The 19,503-nt window shown below is 63.0% G+C and carries 15 protein-coding genes and 1 pseudogene; 6 read left to right on the plus strand and 10 right to left on the minus strand.

What is annotated here, in order from left to right; translation table 11 throughout:
• Positions 1 to 49 precede the first annotated feature (49 nt).
• Positions 50 to 1,372: a carbohydrate porin gene (locus V3H18_RS08685; protein ID WP_332081624.1), complete on the minus strand. Its 1,323-nt coding sequence runs from the start codon at positions 1,370 to 1,372 to the stop codon at positions 50 to 52.
• A 434-nt stretch (positions 1,373 to 1,806) separates the two neighbouring features.
• Between V3H18_RS08685 and V3H18_RS08690 the strand changes: the two genes are divergently transcribed.
• From V3H18_RS08690 to V3H18_RS08715, 6 genes and pseudogenes are all read left to right on the plus strand, one after another.
• Positions 1,807 to 3,495 (plus strand): lysine--tRNA ligase, encoded by a 1,689-nt coding sequence (locus V3H18_RS08690; RefSeq protein WP_332081625.1) that lies wholly within the window; start codon positions 1,807 to 1,809, stop codon positions 3,493 to 3,495.
• Positions 3,495 to 4,043: an RBBP9/YdeN family alpha/beta hydrolase gene (locus V3H18_RS08695; RefSeq protein WP_332081626.1), complete on the plus strand. Its 549-nt coding sequence runs from the start codon at positions 3,495 to 3,497 to the stop codon at positions 4,041 to 4,043. Before V3H18_RS08690 ends, V3H18_RS08695 begins: the two co-directional genes overlap by 1 nt.
• A gap of 127 nt (positions 4,044 to 4,170) precedes the next feature.
• Positions 4,171 to 5,934 (plus strand): di-heme-cytochrome C peroxidase, encoded by a 1,764-nt coding sequence (locus V3H18_RS08700; protein WP_332081627.1) that lies wholly within the window; start codon positions 4,171 to 4,173, stop codon positions 5,932 to 5,934.
• A gap of 215 nt (positions 5,935 to 6,149) precedes the next feature.
• Positions 6,150 to 7,389: pseudogene (locus V3H18_RS08705) on the plus strand (putative DNA modification/repair radical SAM protein).
• A gap of 34 nt (positions 7,390 to 7,423) precedes the next feature.
• Positions 7,424 to 8,881 carry a UdgX family uracil-DNA binding protein gene (locus V3H18_RS08710; RefSeq protein ID WP_332081628.1) on the plus strand — a complete coding sequence of 486 codons (1,458 nt, stop codon included), beginning with the start codon at positions 7,424 to 7,426 and terminating at the stop codon, positions 8,879 to 8,881.
• The gene (locus V3H18_RS08715) at positions 8,784 to 10,103 is read left to right on the plus strand and encodes an alpha/beta hydrolase domain-containing protein (RefSeq protein ID WP_332081629.1); all 1,320 of its coding nucleotides are present in this window, start codon (positions 8,784 to 8,786) and stop codon (positions 10,101 to 10,103) included. Before V3H18_RS08710 ends, V3H18_RS08715 begins: the two co-directional genes overlap by 98 nt.
• 31 nt (positions 10,104 to 10,134) lie before the next feature.
• Here the strand turns inward: V3H18_RS08715 and V3H18_RS08720 are convergent, their stop codons facing one another.
• From V3H18_RS08720 to V3H18_RS08760, 9 genes are all read right to left on the minus strand, one after another.
• Positions 10,135 to 11,055 (minus strand): hypothetical protein, encoded by a 921-nt coding sequence (locus V3H18_RS08720; RefSeq protein ID WP_332081630.1) that lies wholly within the window; start codon positions 11,053 to 11,055, stop codon positions 10,135 to 10,137.
• Between the two features lie 147 nt (positions 11,056 to 11,202).
• Positions 11,203 to 12,429, minus strand: a complete 1,227-nt coding sequence (locus V3H18_RS08725) for an alpha/beta hydrolase (protein ID WP_332081631.1) — start codon at positions 12,427 to 12,429, stop codon at positions 11,203 to 11,205.
• A gap of 379 nt (positions 12,430 to 12,808) precedes the next feature.
• Complete coding sequence (locus V3H18_RS08730) at positions 12,809 to 13,264, minus strand: host attachment family protein (RefSeq protein ID WP_332081632.1); 456 nt, start codon at positions 13,262 to 13,264, stop codon at positions 12,809 to 12,811.
• A 117-nt stretch (positions 13,265 to 13,381) separates the two neighbouring features.
• Positions 13,382 to 13,669: a hypothetical protein gene (locus V3H18_RS08735; RefSeq protein ID WP_332081633.1), complete on the minus strand. Its 288-nt coding sequence runs from the start codon at positions 13,667 to 13,669 to the stop codon at positions 13,382 to 13,384.
• A 298-nt stretch (positions 13,670 to 13,967) separates the two neighbouring features.
• Positions 13,968 to 14,219 carry a DUF2442 domain-containing protein gene (locus V3H18_RS08740; RefSeq protein WP_332081634.1) on the minus strand — a complete coding sequence of 84 codons (252 nt, stop codon included), beginning with the start codon at positions 14,217 to 14,219 and terminating at the stop codon, positions 13,968 to 13,970.
• A complete protein-coding gene (locus V3H18_RS08745; protein WP_332081635.1) occupies positions 14,203 to 14,442 on the minus strand; it encodes a DUF4160 domain-containing protein in 240 nt (79 codons plus the stop codon). Before V3H18_RS08745 ends, V3H18_RS08740 begins: the two co-directional genes overlap by 17 nt.
• A gap of 40 nt (positions 14,443 to 14,482) precedes the next feature.
• Entirely contained in the window at positions 14,483 to 16,156 is a 1,674-nt protein-coding gene (locus V3H18_RS08750) for an acyl-CoA dehydrogenase family protein (protein ID WP_332081636.1), read from the minus strand.
• Between the two features lie 158 nt (positions 16,157 to 16,314).
• Positions 16,315 to 18,099 (minus strand): AIPR family protein, encoded by a 1,785-nt coding sequence (locus V3H18_RS08755; RefSeq protein ID WP_332081637.1) that lies wholly within the window; start codon positions 18,097 to 18,099, stop codon positions 16,315 to 16,317.
• Positions 18,100 to 18,328: 229 nt separating this feature from the next.
• On the minus strand, positions 18,329 to 19,503 hold a 1,175-nt coding region (locus tag V3H18_RS08760; RefSeq protein ID WP_332081638.1), incomplete at its 5' end, for an ABC transporter permease.

Consider the following 19,503-nt stretch of genomic DNA (forward strand, 5'->3'; position numbering starts at 1 on the left):
GAGGATCGTTCGGAAACGAACATCTTCGCCTTTTTGTTTGCGCCATTGTTTAGAACTTCGTCTGCAGGCGCAGGCCGAGATAGCTCGCCCGCGCCCTGCGCGGATTCCAGGGGTCGATGATCTGCAGATCGCCGGAAAGGCGCAGCCAGCGCGTGACGGCGAAATTGTAGAAAGTCTCGACGCCGCCTTCGCTGCGCCGAGTGATGCGCCGCGCCTCCAGCCCATCCAGCAGGGGCTGGCTCAAGCCATAATGATAGAAACCGACGCCCCAGCGATCGTCTTCCCGCCCGGGCGTCAGATTATTTCCCGCAAGACCGACCAGCATGCTCCATCTGATGGGGTTGGGATTGCCGTCGGAGAGCGTCGCCAGCGTGAAGAGGCCCCAGCCGACATTGGGATCGGCTTCGCTCTGCTGAAAATATTGCTGAATGGCGTAGGAGGCGAAGCGAAAGCCCTTTTTCGTGATCCCGAGAAGGCGCGCCACGAGCGGCCGCCTTTCTCCCGAATCGTCGAGATCGAAGCCGCGGGCGTTGCTATAGGCGACGCGGAACGTGTGGAATCCGCGCAGCCCGCCAAGCTCGACGGGCACGGTCGCGACGACGCCGGCGCCGACGCCCCGCTCGAAGGGCCGTTCGATCACGCGCGGCTGCTGGGCGTTGCGCGGATCGGCGACCATCAGCTTGAGATCGACCAGCGAGGTTTTGAGCGCCACGACCGCGCCCAGGAGATAGGGCGGCGCGACGATCAGGCGGTCGGCGACGCTTTCGGGCGAGCTGACGCCAATGCCGGTCGAGGGAAGCGCAAAGGCCCGGTTCATGAACGTGTCGATCCCGCCGCCGCCGACGAGCGGCGTTTGCGAGGCGAGCGTCATCATGTTGAATTTCCCGGCGGTCACCGACAGATGCTCGCCGAGCTCCTGGGTGACGCTCATCGAGAGCGCCGAATGATAGCCGTCGCGCTCGATGAAGGCCTGAGCGGCGTTGACCGGCACCAGCGCCAGATCCTGCCGGTTCACATTACGGCCGAAGTAATGCTCATATTGCGCGTTGAATTTGAGGCCCTGCCAGAGGCCGAGCTTTTCGCCGTCGAGGCGGAGAAACCCGTCCATCTTGCCGCCATAACGGGCGGTCCGGTCGAGCGCGCCGGCGGGGATGCCTTGATAAAATTGGGTGATCCAGACGTCGACGTCGATCCCGAACTTGCGCAACTGCTCCTTGGGGCCGTCAGGCGTGTCGGTCAGCGACTTCTGCTTGGCGAGGGAGACGAAAGAGTCATCGGCGAAGGCCGGCCCCGCCGAGGCGAGAAAGGCGCAGGCCGCAAGCGCCGCGACTTGGCGGCGACAATTTCTGCCAAGGGAGGCGGCCCCGCTCAATTCGCCCTTCTCCTTGCGATCGTCACCGGCCAAACATGAATCAAATGGATTGTCGAGCTTAGCGCGCCTTCCGTCATTGTCTATTGACGGCGCGCAACGGTCGCGCGCTTTCGATAGGCCCCCTAGGCGATCGGGCGAAGGTTTCCTCAGGGTCTGGCTCATAATCTGTTTCCTCACCCTGAGGAGCGCCTGAAGGGCGCGTCTCGAGGGGTGGGAACGCCGAGAATCCCGCCTCTGGAGCATCCTTCGAGACGCCGCTTCGCGGCTCCTCAGGATGAGGTTTTCGCATTATGAGCCAGATAATCAGGATGAGGGCGAGGATGACCGTCTTTCACCCCCATTGCGTTAGGCGCCGCCCGCTTCCGCGTTGACGCTCCTGGCCGCGCTCCCTACTGTGCCGCGCTTCCCGCAAGAGTCACGAACGTCAAAGGCCCATGTCCGCACCGCTCCAATTGTCGTCCGAACTCGTCGACGCCGCGCGCGTTTCGCCCGCCTGGCCTTTCGAGGAGGCGCGAAAGCTCGTCAAAAGGATCGAGGCGAGCGGCCAGAAGAATGTGCTGTTCGAGACCGGCTATGGCCCCTCGGGCCTGCCGCATATCGGCACTTTCGGCGAGGTCGCGCGCACGAGCATGGTGCGCCGCGCCTTCGAGGTCATGACCGAAGGCAAGGTCGCGACGCGCCTGCTCGCCTTCTCCGACGACATGGACGGGCTGCGTAAGGTTCCCGACAATATCCCCAATAAGGAGCTGGTGGCGGCGCATCTCGGCAAACCCTTAACGCAGGTGCCGGACCCGTTCGGCACGCATGAAAGCTTCGGCGCGCATAACAACGCGCGGCTGCGCGCCTTTCTCGACGCCTTCGGCTTCGAATATGAGTTCGCGTCATCGACCGAATATTACAAGAGCGGGCGTTTCGACGCGGCCTTGAAGCACATGCTCGCCCGCTACGATGCGGTGATGGAGATCATGCTGCCGAGCTTTCGCGAGGAGCGCGCCGCGACCTATTCGCCGTTTTTACCCGTACATCCCAAGACCGGCATCGTCATGCAGGTGGCGCTCGACGGCTATGACGCGCAAGCCGGAACCATCTCCTGGACCGACCCCGACACGGGCGAGAAATTCACGACGCCCGTCACCGGCGGCCATTGCAAGCTGCAATGGAAGCCCGACTGGGCCATGCGCTGGTATGCGCTCGGCGTCGATTACGAAATGGCCGGCAAGGACCTCATCGACTCGGTGAAGCTCTCGGGCGCGATCGTGCGCGCGCTCGGCGGGCGGGCGCCGGAAGGCTTCAATTACGAGCTCTTCCTCGACGAGAAGGGCCAGAAGATTTCGAAGTCGAAGGGCAATGGGCTCACCATCGAGGAATGGCTCACCTACGCCAGCCCCGAGAGCCTCGCGCAATTCATGTATCAGAAGCCGACCGCGGCGAAGCGGCTCTATTTCGACGTGATCCCGCGCGCGGTCGACGATTACCTCTCTTTCCTCGACGCCTATCCGCGCCAGGACTGGAAAAATCGTCTCGGCAATCCGGTCTGGCATATTCACGCCGGAGAGCCGCCGGAAGCGGAAGTACTTGTACACACGGGCGAGGCGAAAGGGACCAGCGTCTCCTTCGCCATGTTGCTAAACCTCGCCACTGTGGCCAACGCCGAGGACCCGGCGGTGCTTTGGGGCTTTCTGCACCGCTATGCGCCCACCGTGACGCCCGAAAACCATCCGCGGCTCGACAAGCTCGTCGGCTACGCCGTCGCCTATTTCCGTGACTTCGTGAAGCCGGCGAAGAGCTATCGCGCCGCCGACGAGACAGAGCGCGAGGTCTTGCGCAAGATCGACGAGACTCTCTGCGCCCTTCCCGCGGGCGCGAGCGCCGAAGAGATTCAGGCGGCGCTTTACGACGTCGGCCGCGCCGCGCCGCGCTATCAGGATTTCAACGCCAAGGGCGCGACGCCCGAGCGTCCCGGCGTCTCCAATGATTTCTTCAACATGCTCTATGAAGTCCTGCTCGGCGAGAAGAAGGGCCCGCGCTTTGGCTCCTTCATCGCGCTTTACGGCGTCGCGGAGACGCGCAAGCTCATCGAGGACGCGCTCAAGGGCGCTTTTGTGGCGCGCGAAACCGCCTGATGCGCGCCGCCGAAGCCGACATTCTCATTGTTCCGGGCCTCTCCGGCTCCGGCCCGGAACATTGGCAGAGCCGCTGGCAGGCGAAGCTCTCCACCGCGCGCCGCGTGGTCCAGCGCGACTTCGAGAACCCGAAGCGCATCGAATGGGAAGAGACGATCGCGCGCGAAGTCATGGCGAGCGCGCGCCCGGTCGTCATCGTCGCGCATTCGCTCGGCGTCGTTGCGACGCTGCATGCGGCGCATCGCGTCGGCGAGCGCATCGCCGGCGCCTTTCTCGTCGCGCCGCCTTCCGAAGCCGCGATCCGCGAGCTGCCGTCCGTCGACAAGGCCTTTCTGCCGATCCCCCGCGCGCGGCTTCCCTTTCCGGCGGCGATGGTCGGCAGCAGCGACGACCCATACGCCGATCTGCTCTTCACGCGCCAACTCGCGCAGGATATCGGCGCGCAATTTATCGACGCCGGCGCGAGCGGCCATATCAACGCCGATAGCGGCCATGGCCCCTGGCCGGAAGGCTCGCTCGCCTTCGCCAATTTCATGGCGAAGCTCTAAGCCGTCATCAATTCGGAGTATTGACACCCTATGGGCAATCATCGAGTTTGACGCGGCGCGAGGGCCGCGGCTTCGCCACTGTCGGCGTCGAGCCGTTTGCAACTGCAATTTATTGAGAAGATTTGAGATGAGCGCCACGAAAACTCTCCGCGCCGCTGCGCTTGCAACTATCTTTTTCATCGCAAGCGCGCCCATTTCCCGCCCGATGGCGTTCGAGCGGCTCGAGCAGAAATCTTCCATTCCAGGCGCCGCCCTCTGGGACGAACAGGCCTGGAACGATTTCTATAGTTTGAGCCAGGGCTCGCGCCTTATCCCCTGGGACTGGATCAAAGCGCTGAAACAGGCCGACGGCCAACCCTTCCTCGCGGACGGACTCGTTCGTTACGGCTATCTCGCCAATCCCGAGAGCGCGACGCCGGGGCTGCCGGTCGGTTTCGTCGTGGCCGACGGCGTCCTGGGGCCGACCTGCTCCGCGTGCCATACGCGGCAGATCGAGGTCGAGGGCAAATCCTATCGCATCGACGGCGGCCCGGCGCTCGCCGACATAGGAACGCTCTGGGCCGATCTCGACACGGCGGTGAGCAAAATTCTCGGCGAGCCGACGGCCTTTTTGGAATTCGCCAAGGCGGTTCTCGGGAGCGGCTACGACCCCCAGAAGGAAGTCAAGCTGCGCGCCGAGGCAGAGCTTTGGTATGCGCGCCACCATGCGATCACCGACAAGGGCCTGCCCAAGGACAAGCCTTGGGGCGCCGGGCGCATCGACGCCGTCGGCATGATCCTCAACCGGGTGACCGGCCTCGATATCGGACCGGGGCCGACGCATCTCATTGTGGAAAATATCCGGAAGGCGGACGCGCCCGTGCGGCCGCCTTTCCTTTGGAACGCGCCGCGGCAAGACCATACGCAATGGCCCGGCTTCGCCGATAATGGCGACCGCATTCTGGCCATGGCTAGAAACGTCGGACAGGTCTACGGCGTCTTCGGCGAATTCTTCCCGGAGAAGGACGCCTCGCATCTTCTCGGCTTCAATTACGTTAAGGCCAATTCGGTCGACTTTAAAGGGCTGATCGATTTGGAGCGGCTGGTCGAGCGGATTGGTCCGCCGAAATGGCCATGGCCCGTCGACATGACGCTCGCCGCGCAAGGCAAGCTGATCTACGAGCGTCCCTATGAAGAGGGCGGATGCGCGGATTGCCACGGAATCGATCGCGGGCAGCCGCGCCTGCTCAATCCGGACACTTGGTGCACCCCTGTTCAAGACGTCGGCACCGACGCGCGCGAATATCAATATTTCGCGCCGGACTGGAAGGTCGACACCGGCGCGCTGACGGGCGCCTTCATTCCCTTCGTGTCGCAGCCGCTCGACAGGAAAGATGCGCCGGTCTCGGTGCTGGCGACCGCGGTGCGCGGCGCAATCCTGCAGCACTTCATTCCGGTCACGGTGAACGCGCTCGAGCGCAAGAAGGCCGATGTGGCGCTGGCGATTTTGCAGCCGCTGATCGAAGAACTGAAGGGCGTCTATAAAATCCCGGGCACGCCCGGGGCCGGACGCTGGGCCTGCCGCCGCGCGCCGGAGACGGAAGGCAAAATCAAATATGAAGCCCGCGTCCTGGAAGGGATCTGGGCGGCGGCGCCCTATCTGCACAACGCCTCGGCCCCCTCGCTCGCCGAGCTTTTGAAGCCGCCGCAGTCGCGCGTCGCGGATTTCAAGGTCGGTCCTGCCTATGACATTTCCACTGTGGGCTTGGCGGTCGAGCAGCCCAAGTCGACTTTCCTGATGAAAACGGATTGCAACAGAGGCTCCGGCGTCAGCCATTGCGGCCATGACTATGGAACGGCGTTGAGCGACGGGGAAAAGCGCGCGCTGCTCGAATATTTGAAGACGCTTTGATCGGCGCTGCGGGAAAAACGTCACGCGATTCGTTCCTCGGTCCCGCCTCAAGCTGAGCGCTCGTCCGATAAGCCCAAGCCGACGAGCGGTTGAGGAGCCGCGATTTGTCCGCGATTGCTTCGCTTTGCGGGCCAATCGCAAGTCCGACGCCTCCACGCGTTGAAATTTGCGTCCGTTTGCTCTAGAACAAATAAGGAACATAATTCAGAGCCGGACTGATGCTCACGCTGACCGAAAAGCTCGCAATCCTCGCCGATGCGGCGAAATACGACGCCTCCTGCGCCTCGAGCGGCGGATCGAAACGGGGATTCGATCGGCGGCAAAGGCGTCGGCTCGACCAATGGCTCGGGCATTTGCCATGCCTATGCGCCGGATGGCCGCTGCATCTCGCTGCTCAAAATTTTGATGACGAACTTTTGCGTCTTCGACTGCGCCTATTGCGTCAACCGCGTCTCTTCAAACGTGCGCCGCGCGCGCTTCTCGGTGGAAGAGGTCGTTTCCCTCACGCTCGATTTCTACAAGCGCAACTATATCGAAGGGCTGTTTCTCTCTTCCGGCGTTATCCGCTCTCCCAACGACACGATGGAGGCGATGACGCGCATCGCAAAGACTTTACGCCTCGATCATGATTTTCGCGGTTACATCCATCTCAAGACCATCCCCGAAGCCGATCAGGGACTGATCGAAGAAGCGGGACGCTACGCCGATCGTCTGTCGATCAATGTCGAATTGCCGAGCGCGGCCAGCCTGTCGCGGCTCGCGCCGCAAAAGCGGCTGGGGAACATCAAGAAATCCATGGGCCGGCTGCGGGCCGCAATCGACGGGCATCGGGAAGAGCGCAAGAAAAATAGCAAAGCGCCCGCCTTTGCGCCTTCCGGTCAGTCGACGCAAATGATCGTCGGCGCGGACGGCGCGCACGATATGGATATTCTTTCCATGAGCGCGACGCTCTATGCGAGCTTCCGCTTGCGGCGCGTCTATTATTCAGCCTTCTCGCCAATCCCCGACGCCGCGCAAGCGTTGCCGCCGGCGGCGCCGCCGCTTATGCGCGAACATCGGCTCTATCAGGCCGATTGGCTCCTTCGCAATTACGGCTTCGCGCTCGATGAAATCGACGCGGCGACTTCGGACGGCATGCTCGATCTAGAGGTCGATCCAAAGCTCGCATGGGCGCTCGCCAACCGCGCGCGATTCCCTGTCGACGTCAATCGCGCGCCGAAGGAGGCGTTGCTGCGCGTGCCCGGTCTTGGCGCGCGCGGCGTCGACCGCATTATTCGCTCGCGGCGCTTCACAACGCTCAACCTCATCGATCTCGGCCGTCTCGTGCAATCGCTGGACAAGGTGCGGCCTTTCATCATCGCCGCCGACTGGCGTCCCACTCGGCTGCTCGATCAAGCGCGCCCGCGCGAAAAGCTCATTCATGCGCCCCGCCAGCTCGATCTCTTCGCCGCCTGAGGTCTCTGTCGCGGCCCTCAATGAAAGTCGCGGCATGCGACAGGTTCACCTGGCGCTTATGCGCGACGACGATGTCGAGGGATTTTTGGCGCAGGCGGCCGACGCGCTGCGCTCGACGATGCGACCCGAGGACATTATCTGGTCGGTCGGCGCCTCCGCCGACCTCTTCGCGGCGTCAGCGCGCGTTGGCGAACGTATGGTTCGTTCAACGCCTCTTCCCCAACCTTTCATCGAGCTCGCGCGGAGCGCCGCACTTCATAACGATCGCGAGCGTTTCGCGCTCCTCTATACGCTTTTATGGCGCGTGCGGCGCACGCCAAATCTTCTGCAGATCGATTGCGATCCGCAGGTCGCGCGCGCGCACATTTTCGCCAAGGCGGTTCGCCGCGACATCCATAAAATGAAAGCCTTCATACGCTTTCGCCGGGTGTTGGCGCCAGACGGCGAGGAGGCCTTCGTCGCCTGGTTCGAGCCCGACCATCATATCGTCTCGGCCGTCGCGCCTTTCTTCGTCAAACGCTTCGCGAACATGCGCTGGTCGATCCTCTGCCCGCGCGGCAGCGCGCATTGGGATGGCGCAACCTTGACGATCGGCGATGGCGCGACGCGCAGCGATGCGCCCAGCCACGACGAACTTGAACGCGAATGGCGCGTTTACTTCTCCTCGATCTTCAATCCTTCGCGCCTGAAAGTGAAAGCCATGACCGCGCAGATGCCGAAGAAATATTGGCGCAATTTGCCGGAAGCGCCGCTCATCGCGCCGCTCATCCGCGACGCCGCCGCGCGGTCGTCGCAAATGGTCGCGGCTCCGCCGACGCGACCGTCGCGCTACGCGCGGCGCGGCGCCGCCCCGGCCCTGGACAAGTCGGCCATGATTGAGGCCGAAACCCTTGCGGCGCTCGCTGAGGAGGAGGTCGGCTGCGCCCGCTGTCCGCTTTATAAAAACGCCACTCAGGTCGTGCCCGGAGAAGGACCGCCGCAGGCGCGCGTGATGCTCATTGGCGAGCAGCCCGGAGATCAGGAAGATTTGGCGGGGCGCCCTTTCGTCGGACCCGCCGGCAAGCTGCTCGACATTGCGCTGGCGCGCGCAGGCGTCGCGCGCGAGATATGCTTCGTCACCAATGCGGTGAAACATTTCAAATTCGAACCGCGCGGCAAGCGCCGTCTGCACAAGAAGCCCGACGCCGGCGAGATCGACGCTTGCCGTTGGTGGCTCGATCGCGAACGGGCTTTGCTCCGTCCCGGGTTGATCGTGGCGCTCGGCGCGACAGCGATCCGCGGCGCGCTCGGCCGCTCGGAAGCCGTGTCGCGTCTGCGCGGCGAATTCATCGAGCTTGAGGACGGCGCGCAATTCCTGGCCACCGTTCACCCCTCCTCTCTGCTACGCTTGAAGGATGAGTCGGATAAACGCCAAGCATGGCGAGGCTTTCTCGCCGATCTTCGCAAAATCGCGAGCTGGATCGAAAAAGACGACGCGCGCATCGCGGGCTGAAGGCCTCGCGCTGATCGCGTCGCTGGCGGGCGCCGGCGCGGCCCATGCCGAGCTTCTGAAATTCGAAACGCGCGCCGACGGCGCGAATGAAGCGGTGTCCGCGATCGTCAAGATCGACGGAATCTCATACGATATTGCGGGAACTCTTTCGAAGCCGGCAAAGCCGCAGGGCGGCGCCAAGGCGATTCTGATCGAGGCGCAGTCGGGCGACGACCTCAAGGCGCTTGCGCTCCAACGCGGCCTCGCGGCGCTGACGCTCGATCTCGCTAAGCTCCCGGACAAGGCCAAGGAGCCTGCCTTACGCGATCTCGTGACGCATATTCGCGGCGCGCTCAAAATGAAGCGCGTCCTCGGCAGCGCGCAGGGCAAGGACGCCGACGCGATGGCAGGCGCGGCTTTCGACGGCCTGCTGCTGCATGACGCCAGCCGGTTTCCCGCCCCGCCCACGCGGGTCATCGAGACATGGGGCGCCGACGCCTATTGGCGCGCGGTCCCGCGCGCGGCGCCGGTGGGCGCCGAGCCCGCGACCAAGCGAAGCTTTTATCTCGCGGGGACGGCCGCGGCGGTCTCGCCCGACAATTGCGCCGCCCCCGTTAATACGCGCGCGATTGCCCCCGCCATGCGCGCGCTCCTCGTCGCGCTCGACGACTGGACGGCGAAAGGCCTCGTCCCGCCGCCGTCGCGCGCGCCGACCGCAGCCGAGCTCGCCAAGGCGGGCGACCTCAAATGGCCGAAAGTCGCGGGATTTCCCGCGCCGCCAGATCGCCTAAACGTAGATAAAGCGATCGATTCAAAAAATGGAGAGCGCGCCTTAAGCGAAAAGCGCGACTCCACTTCTTCGCAGCGCGCTCCCGAAGCGGCGCGCGACGTTCCCCGGATCGACGCCGACGGCAATGAGCTTTCCGGCCTGCGCCTGCCGGACCATGCGCTGCCGATCGCGACGTTCACCGGCTTCAACGCCAGGAAAGAAAAAGAGAAAGAAAAGGAGAAGGACAAGGTTGCGCCGGATTGCGTCGCCGGCGCGGCGATCCCCTTCGCTCCCGACAAGGCCGCGCGCGAAAAAAGCGCCGATCCGCGCCCCTCGCTCAATGAGCGCTATGGCTCGCGCGCCTATTTCGTCGCGACCATGCGAATCGTCGCCAATAAGCTCGTCAAGGAGCGGCTGCTGCTGCCGGAGGACGCCGACGCCTATGTCGCGGCGGCGAAGAGCGCTCCCTTCTAGGAAGGAAGAATCCTCCGCCAGCGTCGATGGATCAGGGCGGCGGCGGGGGCGCCGAGGCGGCCTGCGGCAGCGGAATCGCGCCGTTGCGCACGGCGTTCTGCGAGGCGAACATGTCGTCCTTCAGCCAGTTCGGCGGATCGTCCTCGCGATGGCGGCTGATGAGCGTCTTGTCGTTCTGGCCGAAATAGACGCGCACGCCGCCCCAGATCGCCTTATAGTCGTTTTCGCCGACGCGGCCCTCGACGAAGCCGGTGACCGCCGTATTGCCGAGGTTCCAGATCAGCGACTCGCCGCCGAGCGCGGCGGCGTGCAGGCTCCCGACATAACGATGGCCGACCGAGAGCTTGATGTTGTAGGTCGGATAAACGCTGATATCGATCATGTCGAAGAAGCGGCCGCGCGACGGCGACCATTGATAGGCGAAGAAATTCGGGCCGAAACCGAGCGGCGTGAAATGCGACGCTCCGTCCTCATAGCCGGCGACGCCCGTCACAGTGAAAGGCCCGTAATAGGCCGCGCCCTCGGCGCCGACGCGATAGCGGCTGTCGTTCAAGCGATTGTTATGGAGGAATCCGCCATAGGCGCCAAGAAGGCCGACGCCGGGATCGCGCCAGAATAAATGGCCGGCCCCGCCGCCGAGGAAGAAGCCGCGATGGCTGGCCGCGATGCCGTCGAGCTGCACGCCGAAGCTCTTGCCGAGCGGCGCGGTGAACGAGCCCAAACCGCCCGCCGAGACATTGGCGAGCCGGCCATAGCCCCGCCAATCCGACCAGCCTCCGAATCCCTCGAGCTTGCCGTTGACTCCGTCGACGGCCGGCCCCTGCGTGAAACCGGGCTCGAGCGGCGCCTTCCACCAGGAAGGCTCCGCAGCCGATGCGGCCGACTGGAACAGGGCAGACGACAGAGCGAAGGCGACCGCCGTGGAGGCGAGAAGCTGACGCGGATACGACATTGCGAATAAAGTCCCTTCTATGCTCGCCATCGACACCGGCACCCTACTGAGCTTCGGCGTCGCTGGCTGTCACATTGGCGCAACAGAACGTCCAAAATCTGTCCAGCCGCAAATTATTTTGCGCCGCACCATAGAAGTGGACGTCGGTTAATATTGCGGATCGAGACGGCCGCCGGCGGCGTTGAGCCGCTCGCCCAGGTTTTCGCGCGCGACAGGATCGACCACGGCGAAAGGCGCCGAGACGGCGGCGCCGGCGACCTCGCCCGCCGCCGAAACCGCCCCCGCGGTCATGAGGCCGAGGCGGTCGCCGACGCCCGCCTGGCCGTCCTTGAGCGGCTGGCCCTGCGCGAGCCGGACGCCGATGGAGCGCACGACCTGCGGCGAGGAGGCGAATGTGCTGTGCCCGAGGGGGTCGCTGGAGGCGATCGTGGTCAGATCAACGACCTTGATGCGATCTTCGTCCAGCACATCCCTGTAAGGCTCGACATTGGGGTCGACCGCGCCAACCCGGGTATTGCCCCAAAATTTGCGCGAGGCCGCGAGCGCCTCATCCTCGCGCGAGGCGAAAAGCGTGAAGATCGACGGCCGCGCGCCGATCTGCACGATCTGGCGGCGAAACACGTCGAAATCGACGTCCGGCGCGGCGAGCATGACATTGCGGATTTTCGGCGCGAGGCCCCGGTCGCGGATCGCCATCTGGCGCAGGGCCTCGAGCGTCACCCAATTTCCCATGGAATGGGCGAGGATGGAGATTTCGCCGACATTGGGATCGCGCTGCAGGGCCTGCAGCAGATTCTCCAAAGCGTCGCGGGAAAAGCTCGCGCTTTCGTGATCATAGCCATATTGCAGCAAGCGGCCGCGCGACGGCCAGGTGAAGAGCACCGGCGTCACGCGGGCCTCCGAGTCATGCACGATCTGCGCGAAGCGATAGACCGCCTCTTCGAAGCGCGTGTTGAAGCCATGGACGAAGACGAGGACCTGCCGCAGGGGCGTCTTGCGGATGCGCGCGTTGAAGGCGGCGATGGCCGCCTCGCGGTTCAGCACCGAGGCCTCGACGACCGTAAATTGACGCGAGGGGTCCGGCGTCGGCCCTTCCGGCCATTGCACCTCTCCAACCCTGCGATTGGCGTCCGGCGGAATGGAGACGGCGATGTCCGCGAAAGAGATGGACGAACCGCGCTCGCCCGAAAACATCACGCCGGGCTCGACCCCATCGGGACTGCGCGTCGTGACGACGAGGAGATCGACGACGCTCGCGCCGGGCGGCGCCTGATGCGTCGCGATGAGCGAGCCGTGCGGCCTCGCGGCGCAGGCGGCAAGGGAGCTCGCCCCAAGAAAGAGCGCGATGAGAAGAGCGATGCGCTGGGCAGCCATGCGTCCGCCATGGTCGAGATGAAATGAATGGTTCGGCAACGTCCCGGAACGCAGCCAATCGCTTCCGTCCGCCAATTTTGCGGCCGCAATGCGACGCGGCGCGTAATTGTGGACAATCCTAGGGACATCTCAACCAAACTGCGGCATGATGGCGGCGCTCGCCAATAAGCGAGCGTCGGAGACGGGGCTGGGACGAACGGTCTCCGACTTGCGCAGGGGGAAGCCGAAAGGCGTCCCCCTGTCTTTTCGGTCTGGCGTTAGAGCGCGGCTCGCGAAAAAGTGGACGCCGGTTTTTCGCGTCCAGCGCGCTCTAAGTTTTTGGAATCGATCACGTCATCTGCGTTTGGGCGGCTCCGCCTAAACGCAGCGTGATCTAGCGTCAAGAAGTCGTTCTGGCCAGAGCCTTTTCGATGTCCTTGAGCGGATGGCGCGTCAAATCCTTCGCGAGTTCGCCGACGACCTTGCCCTGCGCCTTGTGCGAGAGCTCCTTGCGGATGTCGCCGAGCGTACGCGGCGGGGCGACGATGACGATCTGGCTCAATTCGCCCGACTCGGCGGCGTGATTGATTCGATCCGCCATGGCGCGGGCGAAGCGCTCTTCCTCCAGCTCATGCCAGTCGGAGTCCTCGACCGCGCTGCGCACGCCGCCCTTGGAGGCGAAGCTGCGGCCAGGCTTGTCCGAGCCTTGTTCGCGCGTCGAGGGATTGTCGTCTATACGCGTCTCCACGATCCGCAGATCGAGAAGCTCGGCGTCGCCGTGGTTTTGAAAGAACAGGGCGCGCCGCCCGTCGCCGACCAGGACCCAGGCGCCGTTGCCGACGGAAATTTCGCTCATTATCGCCTCTCTCTGTGAAAAAGCCGCCCTACAGGTGGTCATTCGCACAAGAAAGGCAACGTGGCTATTCGCCGCCTTGAGCATGGCGGATCGCTAAAAAACGCCGCGCCCGATATGTCAGGCGGCGAGTTTCCGCTCCGCTGAGCCGTCAGCTTTCATCACGCCGAGCGCTGCGTCGGATTCGCCGCCGACGGGCGCCGGGTTCGCAAGCCGCCGCGCGTGGTCGCGGCGAAGGGCTCTCTCATTCCAGGCCCAGATAAGGATGCAGAGTCCGGCGACGCTCAACAGCGCCGTATAGGGCTCGCCGAGGCCTATGGACGGCAAGGTCGAGAAATCCGGCCAGCACTCCTTGGCGTATTCGCAGGCGTCCGACCAATCCTGCAACCATTGTTTGATCGCTTCCATGTGACCTCCTTCGCGCCGCAGGACAGGGCCGCCCGCCAATTCCGCCGCCAGCGCCGCAATCCTCTAGCGCATCATCGTGGCGAGAATTGTGCGCCGCAGCATATTCCGCGTCAACGCAACGCGCCTGCGGCATTTCGCCAGTGTTTGCCGAAGGATTGACACAAGCCGGATTTGGCGTGCGGCCCCGGAGAAGAAGCAAATCTCGCGCCGAAAAATGTTGCGCAACAATTCAGAAAAAAGCGGCCCGCAAGGCGCGCCGCCTTAACTTTCTTTAACTAAAGCCCAAGCGTCAGTCGCCTTACTCCGCGGCGACAGGCTTCTGGCGAGTCGCATCGCCACGGCCGGCGAGCAGGCCATCGATGGAGATATCTTCGTCCAGTTCGCTCCAGTGCAGCCCCTTGCGGCTGATCTCATAGCCGAGTCGTTGCGCTGGAGAAGCATGCAGAAGACGCGGGAACCAGGCGAGCGGAACCCCGAGCGTGCGCCCGTCGGAGAGTTCGACCCACATGTTGTCTTGGTCGAAACGCAGCGATTTAGCCGAAATGCTCATGCCACGCCCTCTCTATGAACGCCGCGCGATCTTGGACGATTTTCTCCAATAGGCGCAAGGTCCGCGCATCAAAGCCATCGCTATAGGCGAGAGCGACTGGGGCGAGCCAGAACTTGGCGTCGCCTTCCCCCTTTCGAACGTGCACATGGGCCGCTTCGCGCGGACTGCCCTCGTTGGAATAGAAAAAGAAACGGAAACCGTTTTGACGAAAAACGAGAGGCATTTCATGGCGATCCGAACTCGACGCCGCTCGTCGGCGCCGGCTATCCCTCCAGCAGCCTCCGCGCGATGACCTGCGCCTGAATCTCCGCCGCCCCCTCGAAAATATTGAGGATGCGGGCGTCGCACAGCACGCGCGAGACCGGATATTCGAGCGCGAAGCCGTTGCCGCCATGGATTTGCAGGGCGTTGTCCGCCGCCGCCCAGGCGACACGCGCTCCGAGCAGCTTCGCCATGCCGGCCTCGAGGTCGCAGCGCTTGCCCTCGTCCTTCTCGCGCGCGGCGAAATAGGTGATCTGGCGGGCGATGTGAATCTCGATCGCCATGGAGACGATCTTGTTGAAGACGCGCGGGAAGGAGAAGAGCGGCTTGCCGAACTGGATGCGCTCCTTGGCGTAGCGCAGGCCAAGATCCAGCGCGCATTGCGCGACGCCGAGCGCGCGCGCCGCCGTCTGGATGCGCGCCGACTCGAATGTCTCCATGAGCTGTTTGAAGCCCTTGCCCTCCTCGCCGCCGAGCAGGTTTTCCGCCGGAACTTCGAAATTGTCGAAGCCGATCTCGAACTCCTTCATGCCGCGATAGCCGAGCACTTCGATCTCGCCGCCGGTCATGCCCTTCGCGGGAAAAGGATCGCTGTCGGTTCCGCGCGGCTTTTCGGCGAGCAGCATGGAGAGGCCCTTATAGCCCTTCTCACCCGGATTGGTGCGCACGAGCAGCGTCATCAGATCGGCGCGCACCGGATGGGTGATCCAGGTCTTGTTGCCGAAGACCTTATAGACGCCGTCCTCCTGCGTCGCGCGGGTGCGCAGACCGGCAAGATCAGAGCCGTTGTTGGGCTCGGTGAAGACGGCGGTCGGCAGGATTTCGCCCACAGCGATCTGCGGCAGATATTTCTCCTTCTGCGCCTGCGTCCCGCCGACGAGAATGAGTTCGCCCGCGATCTCCGAGCGGGTGCCGAGCGAGCCGACGCCGATATAGGCGCGCGACAATTCCTCGGAGACGACGCACATGGCGATCTTGCCCATGCCTGAGCCGCCATATTCCTCGGGGATCGTCAGGCCGAAGACGCCAAGCTCGGCGAGGCCGGAAATCACTTCGAGCGGGATATAGTCGTTCTTCAGATGCCATTCATGCGCATGGGGGACGACATTGTCGGCCGCGAATTTGCGCATCTCGCTGCGGATGGCTTCCAGCGTCTCGTCGAGGCCCGAGGCGCCGATGGTCTCCGCCGCGGCGTGATGGTCGATGAGCTCGGCGAGGCGGGCGCGGTTCGCGGGCGTATTGCCCGAAAGGATCAGCCGATCGACGCAAGTGGGGCGCCGCGCGGCGATCTGCTGGCTCGTCAGCCCGAAGTCCGTGAGCCGGACGATCTCGCCCTGGCTCATCGGAATGCCGCCATAGACCTGGGCGAGGAATTCGGCGAAGCCGATCTGGTTCAGGAGTTCCTCGGTCTCGCCATAGGCCCCCTCCGCCGAGAGCCGCTCGGCGTAGTCGATGAGTTCGCGCAGGCCCTGCACATAGGTCGCGAGCCAGGCGAGGCCGTGGGCGGCGTGCTGGTCGGCTTCGAACAGGTCGTTGGCGATCTTGCCGTCCCGCGAGACACGCGCGCGCAAGCTCGCCAGCGCGTCCTGATAAAGCGCCTCGACGGCGGCGAGCGCCTCTTTCGCGTCACTCGTCCAATCGGCGGCTGCAAGTTTCGTCGCGACGGCTGCGGTCATTCTCTCTTGTCCGGAAGTCGAGGCGCCCCTCAGGCGCGGGTAAATTCGCGCCCTACATGCCGACATTTGGCCTAAGACGCAACCGCGCTGGTAGGAGGTGGTATCTCGGTTTGAATTCGGTTTTGGGTGGACGGAACGCCGGGGAGCGTTATGCTCATTCAGGGCTCGCAGGATTTGCCCAATCCGGCAGGAGAGAGGGCAGGACTTCCGCCCACTTTCGGTGGGTTTGCGTTACGGAAGGCAAGCGCTTTCAACTTTACTTCGTTCGCCAAGTTGCTGCCCTTCAACTTGTCGCGGGTGAGATCTTCCATATCGAAAACTTCGGCACACAGATCCTTGATGATCCTTACAGTCTCGTCGTCGGCTGTGCTCATAAATGTCTCAATCGCCGTGCAGAGCTTCTTGATCTTGGGCGAGCTCAGTTGAGGGATAGCATCGCCACAAACATAATATTTGATAGCTAACATTATATGCCACCTCAATTTGGAATAACGTTGGTCAATGCGTTTATTGCTAATCAAAAGCTTAATTCGGTATAAAGTATAGGCGGCGACATGATATACTTCTTCCAGATAGGCTGAATTGAAGACCAGCGATCTCATCTCGCCTGTCAGCCTGTTAGGATAGCGGCTGGCAACATCCGGCTTATCGAGAAACATCGCAGCAACGCATCGTGCCAACTCCTTAATATCAAAGACACGAATCGCCTTGACGTTCTCATCATGCGAAAATTGGTTCTGCCGACGCTCGAAATAGAGACGGAATTCGTCATCGGCACCGCGCGCCTCAAAATAGCGTTCAAGAGCTTTGACCGCATCGAGGGTGGCAAGAAACTGTTCCTCGTCAACTTTTGCCTGGCGATTGGTTGAGCGAACAATGTCATCGACCACACCTGGGTCCGACGTCTCGATCAATTTGAGCATGATCGTCGCGTCGTCGCCTATTTTTTCCCGGTTCTCGAAAAGTACGTTCGATGTCTGGCATCCATTCACGATCTGAAAGTCTCGGATAAATATCTCCAAACCGCCGACGCGCACATCGGGTGAGATCATGGTGATGCCGTTGTTGAGAACCCCAAATCGCTTTTGCTTAATCGGGTCGGCGATGGTCTCCGCCATCTCCTTGTTGACGTCCCCTTTAAGCCCGAGAAAATCGCGAACATTCTCCTCGAAGATGCGCGGACGCAGGCGACCATTCTTGTCGACAAGAATCTGATCGATGAAGTCCTTCGCTTTCACGGTAACCGCATAACCTTCCTCAATGCCCGGACTGCGAGGAAAGGCCGCGCTGCCCAGCACCCGAAGCGTCGCCTCAACCTGGCCCTCCGCGGCTTTCCACATCTCCACGATACTGTCGCGGTTAACGAGGATGACCTCGATATTGCTGAAATAACCAGTGTTTTCCAGCACGGCTTTTATGGCCTGTCGGGCCGCGAGAATTTCCCTATCTTCCGAAGCTCGCGCGGTTGTTGCAAAGAATGCCTGGACCTCGGGTTTGCCATCGCGGATTTTGCCGACGTGCTTCAGTACGCCGTCGAAGACCTCGCGCGCATTCTTAATATAATCGCTCTGCGGATACTCTGATTTTTCAGCAAGGAAGTCACTAATAGCCGATTCGAATGTATTTATCTCAGCCTTAGACCAAGAATCAGAAGTTTTCGATTGCGTAAAGACGATGACAACATCCGCATCTCGTTTCCGGCCGGTCATGGCCTCTTCGACTTCCTCGATAGACGATACATACGAGTCATCGATAAAGACCATAACGCCGTCAAGCCCAGGGTCATCGCCCGCGTAGACCAAATCTCTCGGGTCTATATGCTCTGCACAGTGCTGACGAAACACAACATAATTTAGAAATGCCTCAAATTGCTTTGCTTCCTGATCACTAACAGAGTTTTTCTTCTCGAAGTCATCGAGATGGCTTTTAACGACGCGATGCATGGGAAGCTTTCTTTTGATCTCAATTCGCGACCGATTGGCTGGTACTGAAATTTATACCCTCGGGCCATTCCCTCTCAAGGACGGAGTTGATCACGGCCGGTAGCGTGTCCCCGAGGTAACCAGCCGTTCGATGTGGGCATCGGGTCAAATCAAGCCATTCGTCGTCCACCTGGCGTGCGACCGCTAAGGCAAGCCAAAATTCAAACTGAGCCGCTACTGATGGTGCCGCTTATCGCGGCGCAGCGCGGCGATAGCCGAAGACGCCGAATGCGGCCAGAAGCAGCGCGGGAAACGCCACCCCGATGAGCGGGCTGGCGAGGCCGGCCGGGGGGCGCCCCACCAGCTCTTCGTCGGCCTGGGTGAATTTCGGCATCGCCGCGTAATCCTGCGCCGTCAGCGATGCGCCGGCCTTGGCGCGCGACAGGAAGAACTCGCGCCAATCGACATGGAAGTCGCGCACGCGGTCGAGAAAGGCGCGGTAGCGCGTCTCGCCGGAGCCGGCGATATCGGCCATCGCCTGAAAGGTCAGATAGGCGGGCGAGAGATAGCCGAGCCTGTCCGAGAGGCGGCGCTGGCGGGCGAGTTGCGCGTCATGTTCGGCGACGATCGCCTCGACGCGCTGAAACGCCGCCTCCTGCGTCGCGAGACGGCGCAGCGTCATCTCCTGCGAGCCGCCCGCCGGCTTGCCGCCGCCATGCTCGTCGGCGTAGCGGGCGAGCGAAGCGTCGCGCGCCTTGTCGGCGTCGGTCGAAGCGGCGCGCGCCGCCAGCACCATGTCGATGCGCGAGGGCGCGGGATGGGCGAAGGCGGCGAGGCTGTTGATCGCGGCGGGCGCGATCATGACGATCGCGACCCAGGCGCCGATCAGCGTCAGCGCGTTGAAGGCGGAGCTGCGGCCCAGCCCGTCGACGGCGGCGGCGAGCGCCGCCCAGAACAGCCCATAGAGCAAAATCACGATAAGCAGCGCGCCAAGGCCCGGCGAAGCGAGCCGCTCGGCGCCGCCGAAAATGAGGACGCCGGCGGCGACGGCGAAAAGCGTCGCGAGGATCGGCGCGCCGACGCGCGCGGCCAATTTGCCGGCGAGCGCGGCGCCGGGCCGGCGCGCCGAGGCAAGCGTCATCGCCATCGTCCCCTGCTCGCGCTCGCCCGCGAGCAGGTTGAAGGCCATCGCCAGAATGACGAGCGGATAGACGAAGACGATGACGAAGGCGAGGTCGGTCGCCCCCGACATCAGATTGGCGGGATTGTCGATCTCGTCGGCGAAGAGAAAACTGTCCTTCGAGCCGGTCGTGACCCTGATCGCGGGCGGAAGCAGATCGCTCTGTCCGGTCGCGACGAGCGCGAGAGGCGCGGGCGCGAGCGCGGCGACGGCCGCGGCGGGGCCGCCGCCCATGAAGGCGGCGT

The sequence above is a fragment of the Methylocystis borbori genome (genome assembly GCF_036576025.1).
GTDB lineage: Bacteria > Pseudomonadota > Alphaproteobacteria > Rhizobiales > Beijerinckiaceae > Methylocystis > Methylocystis borbori.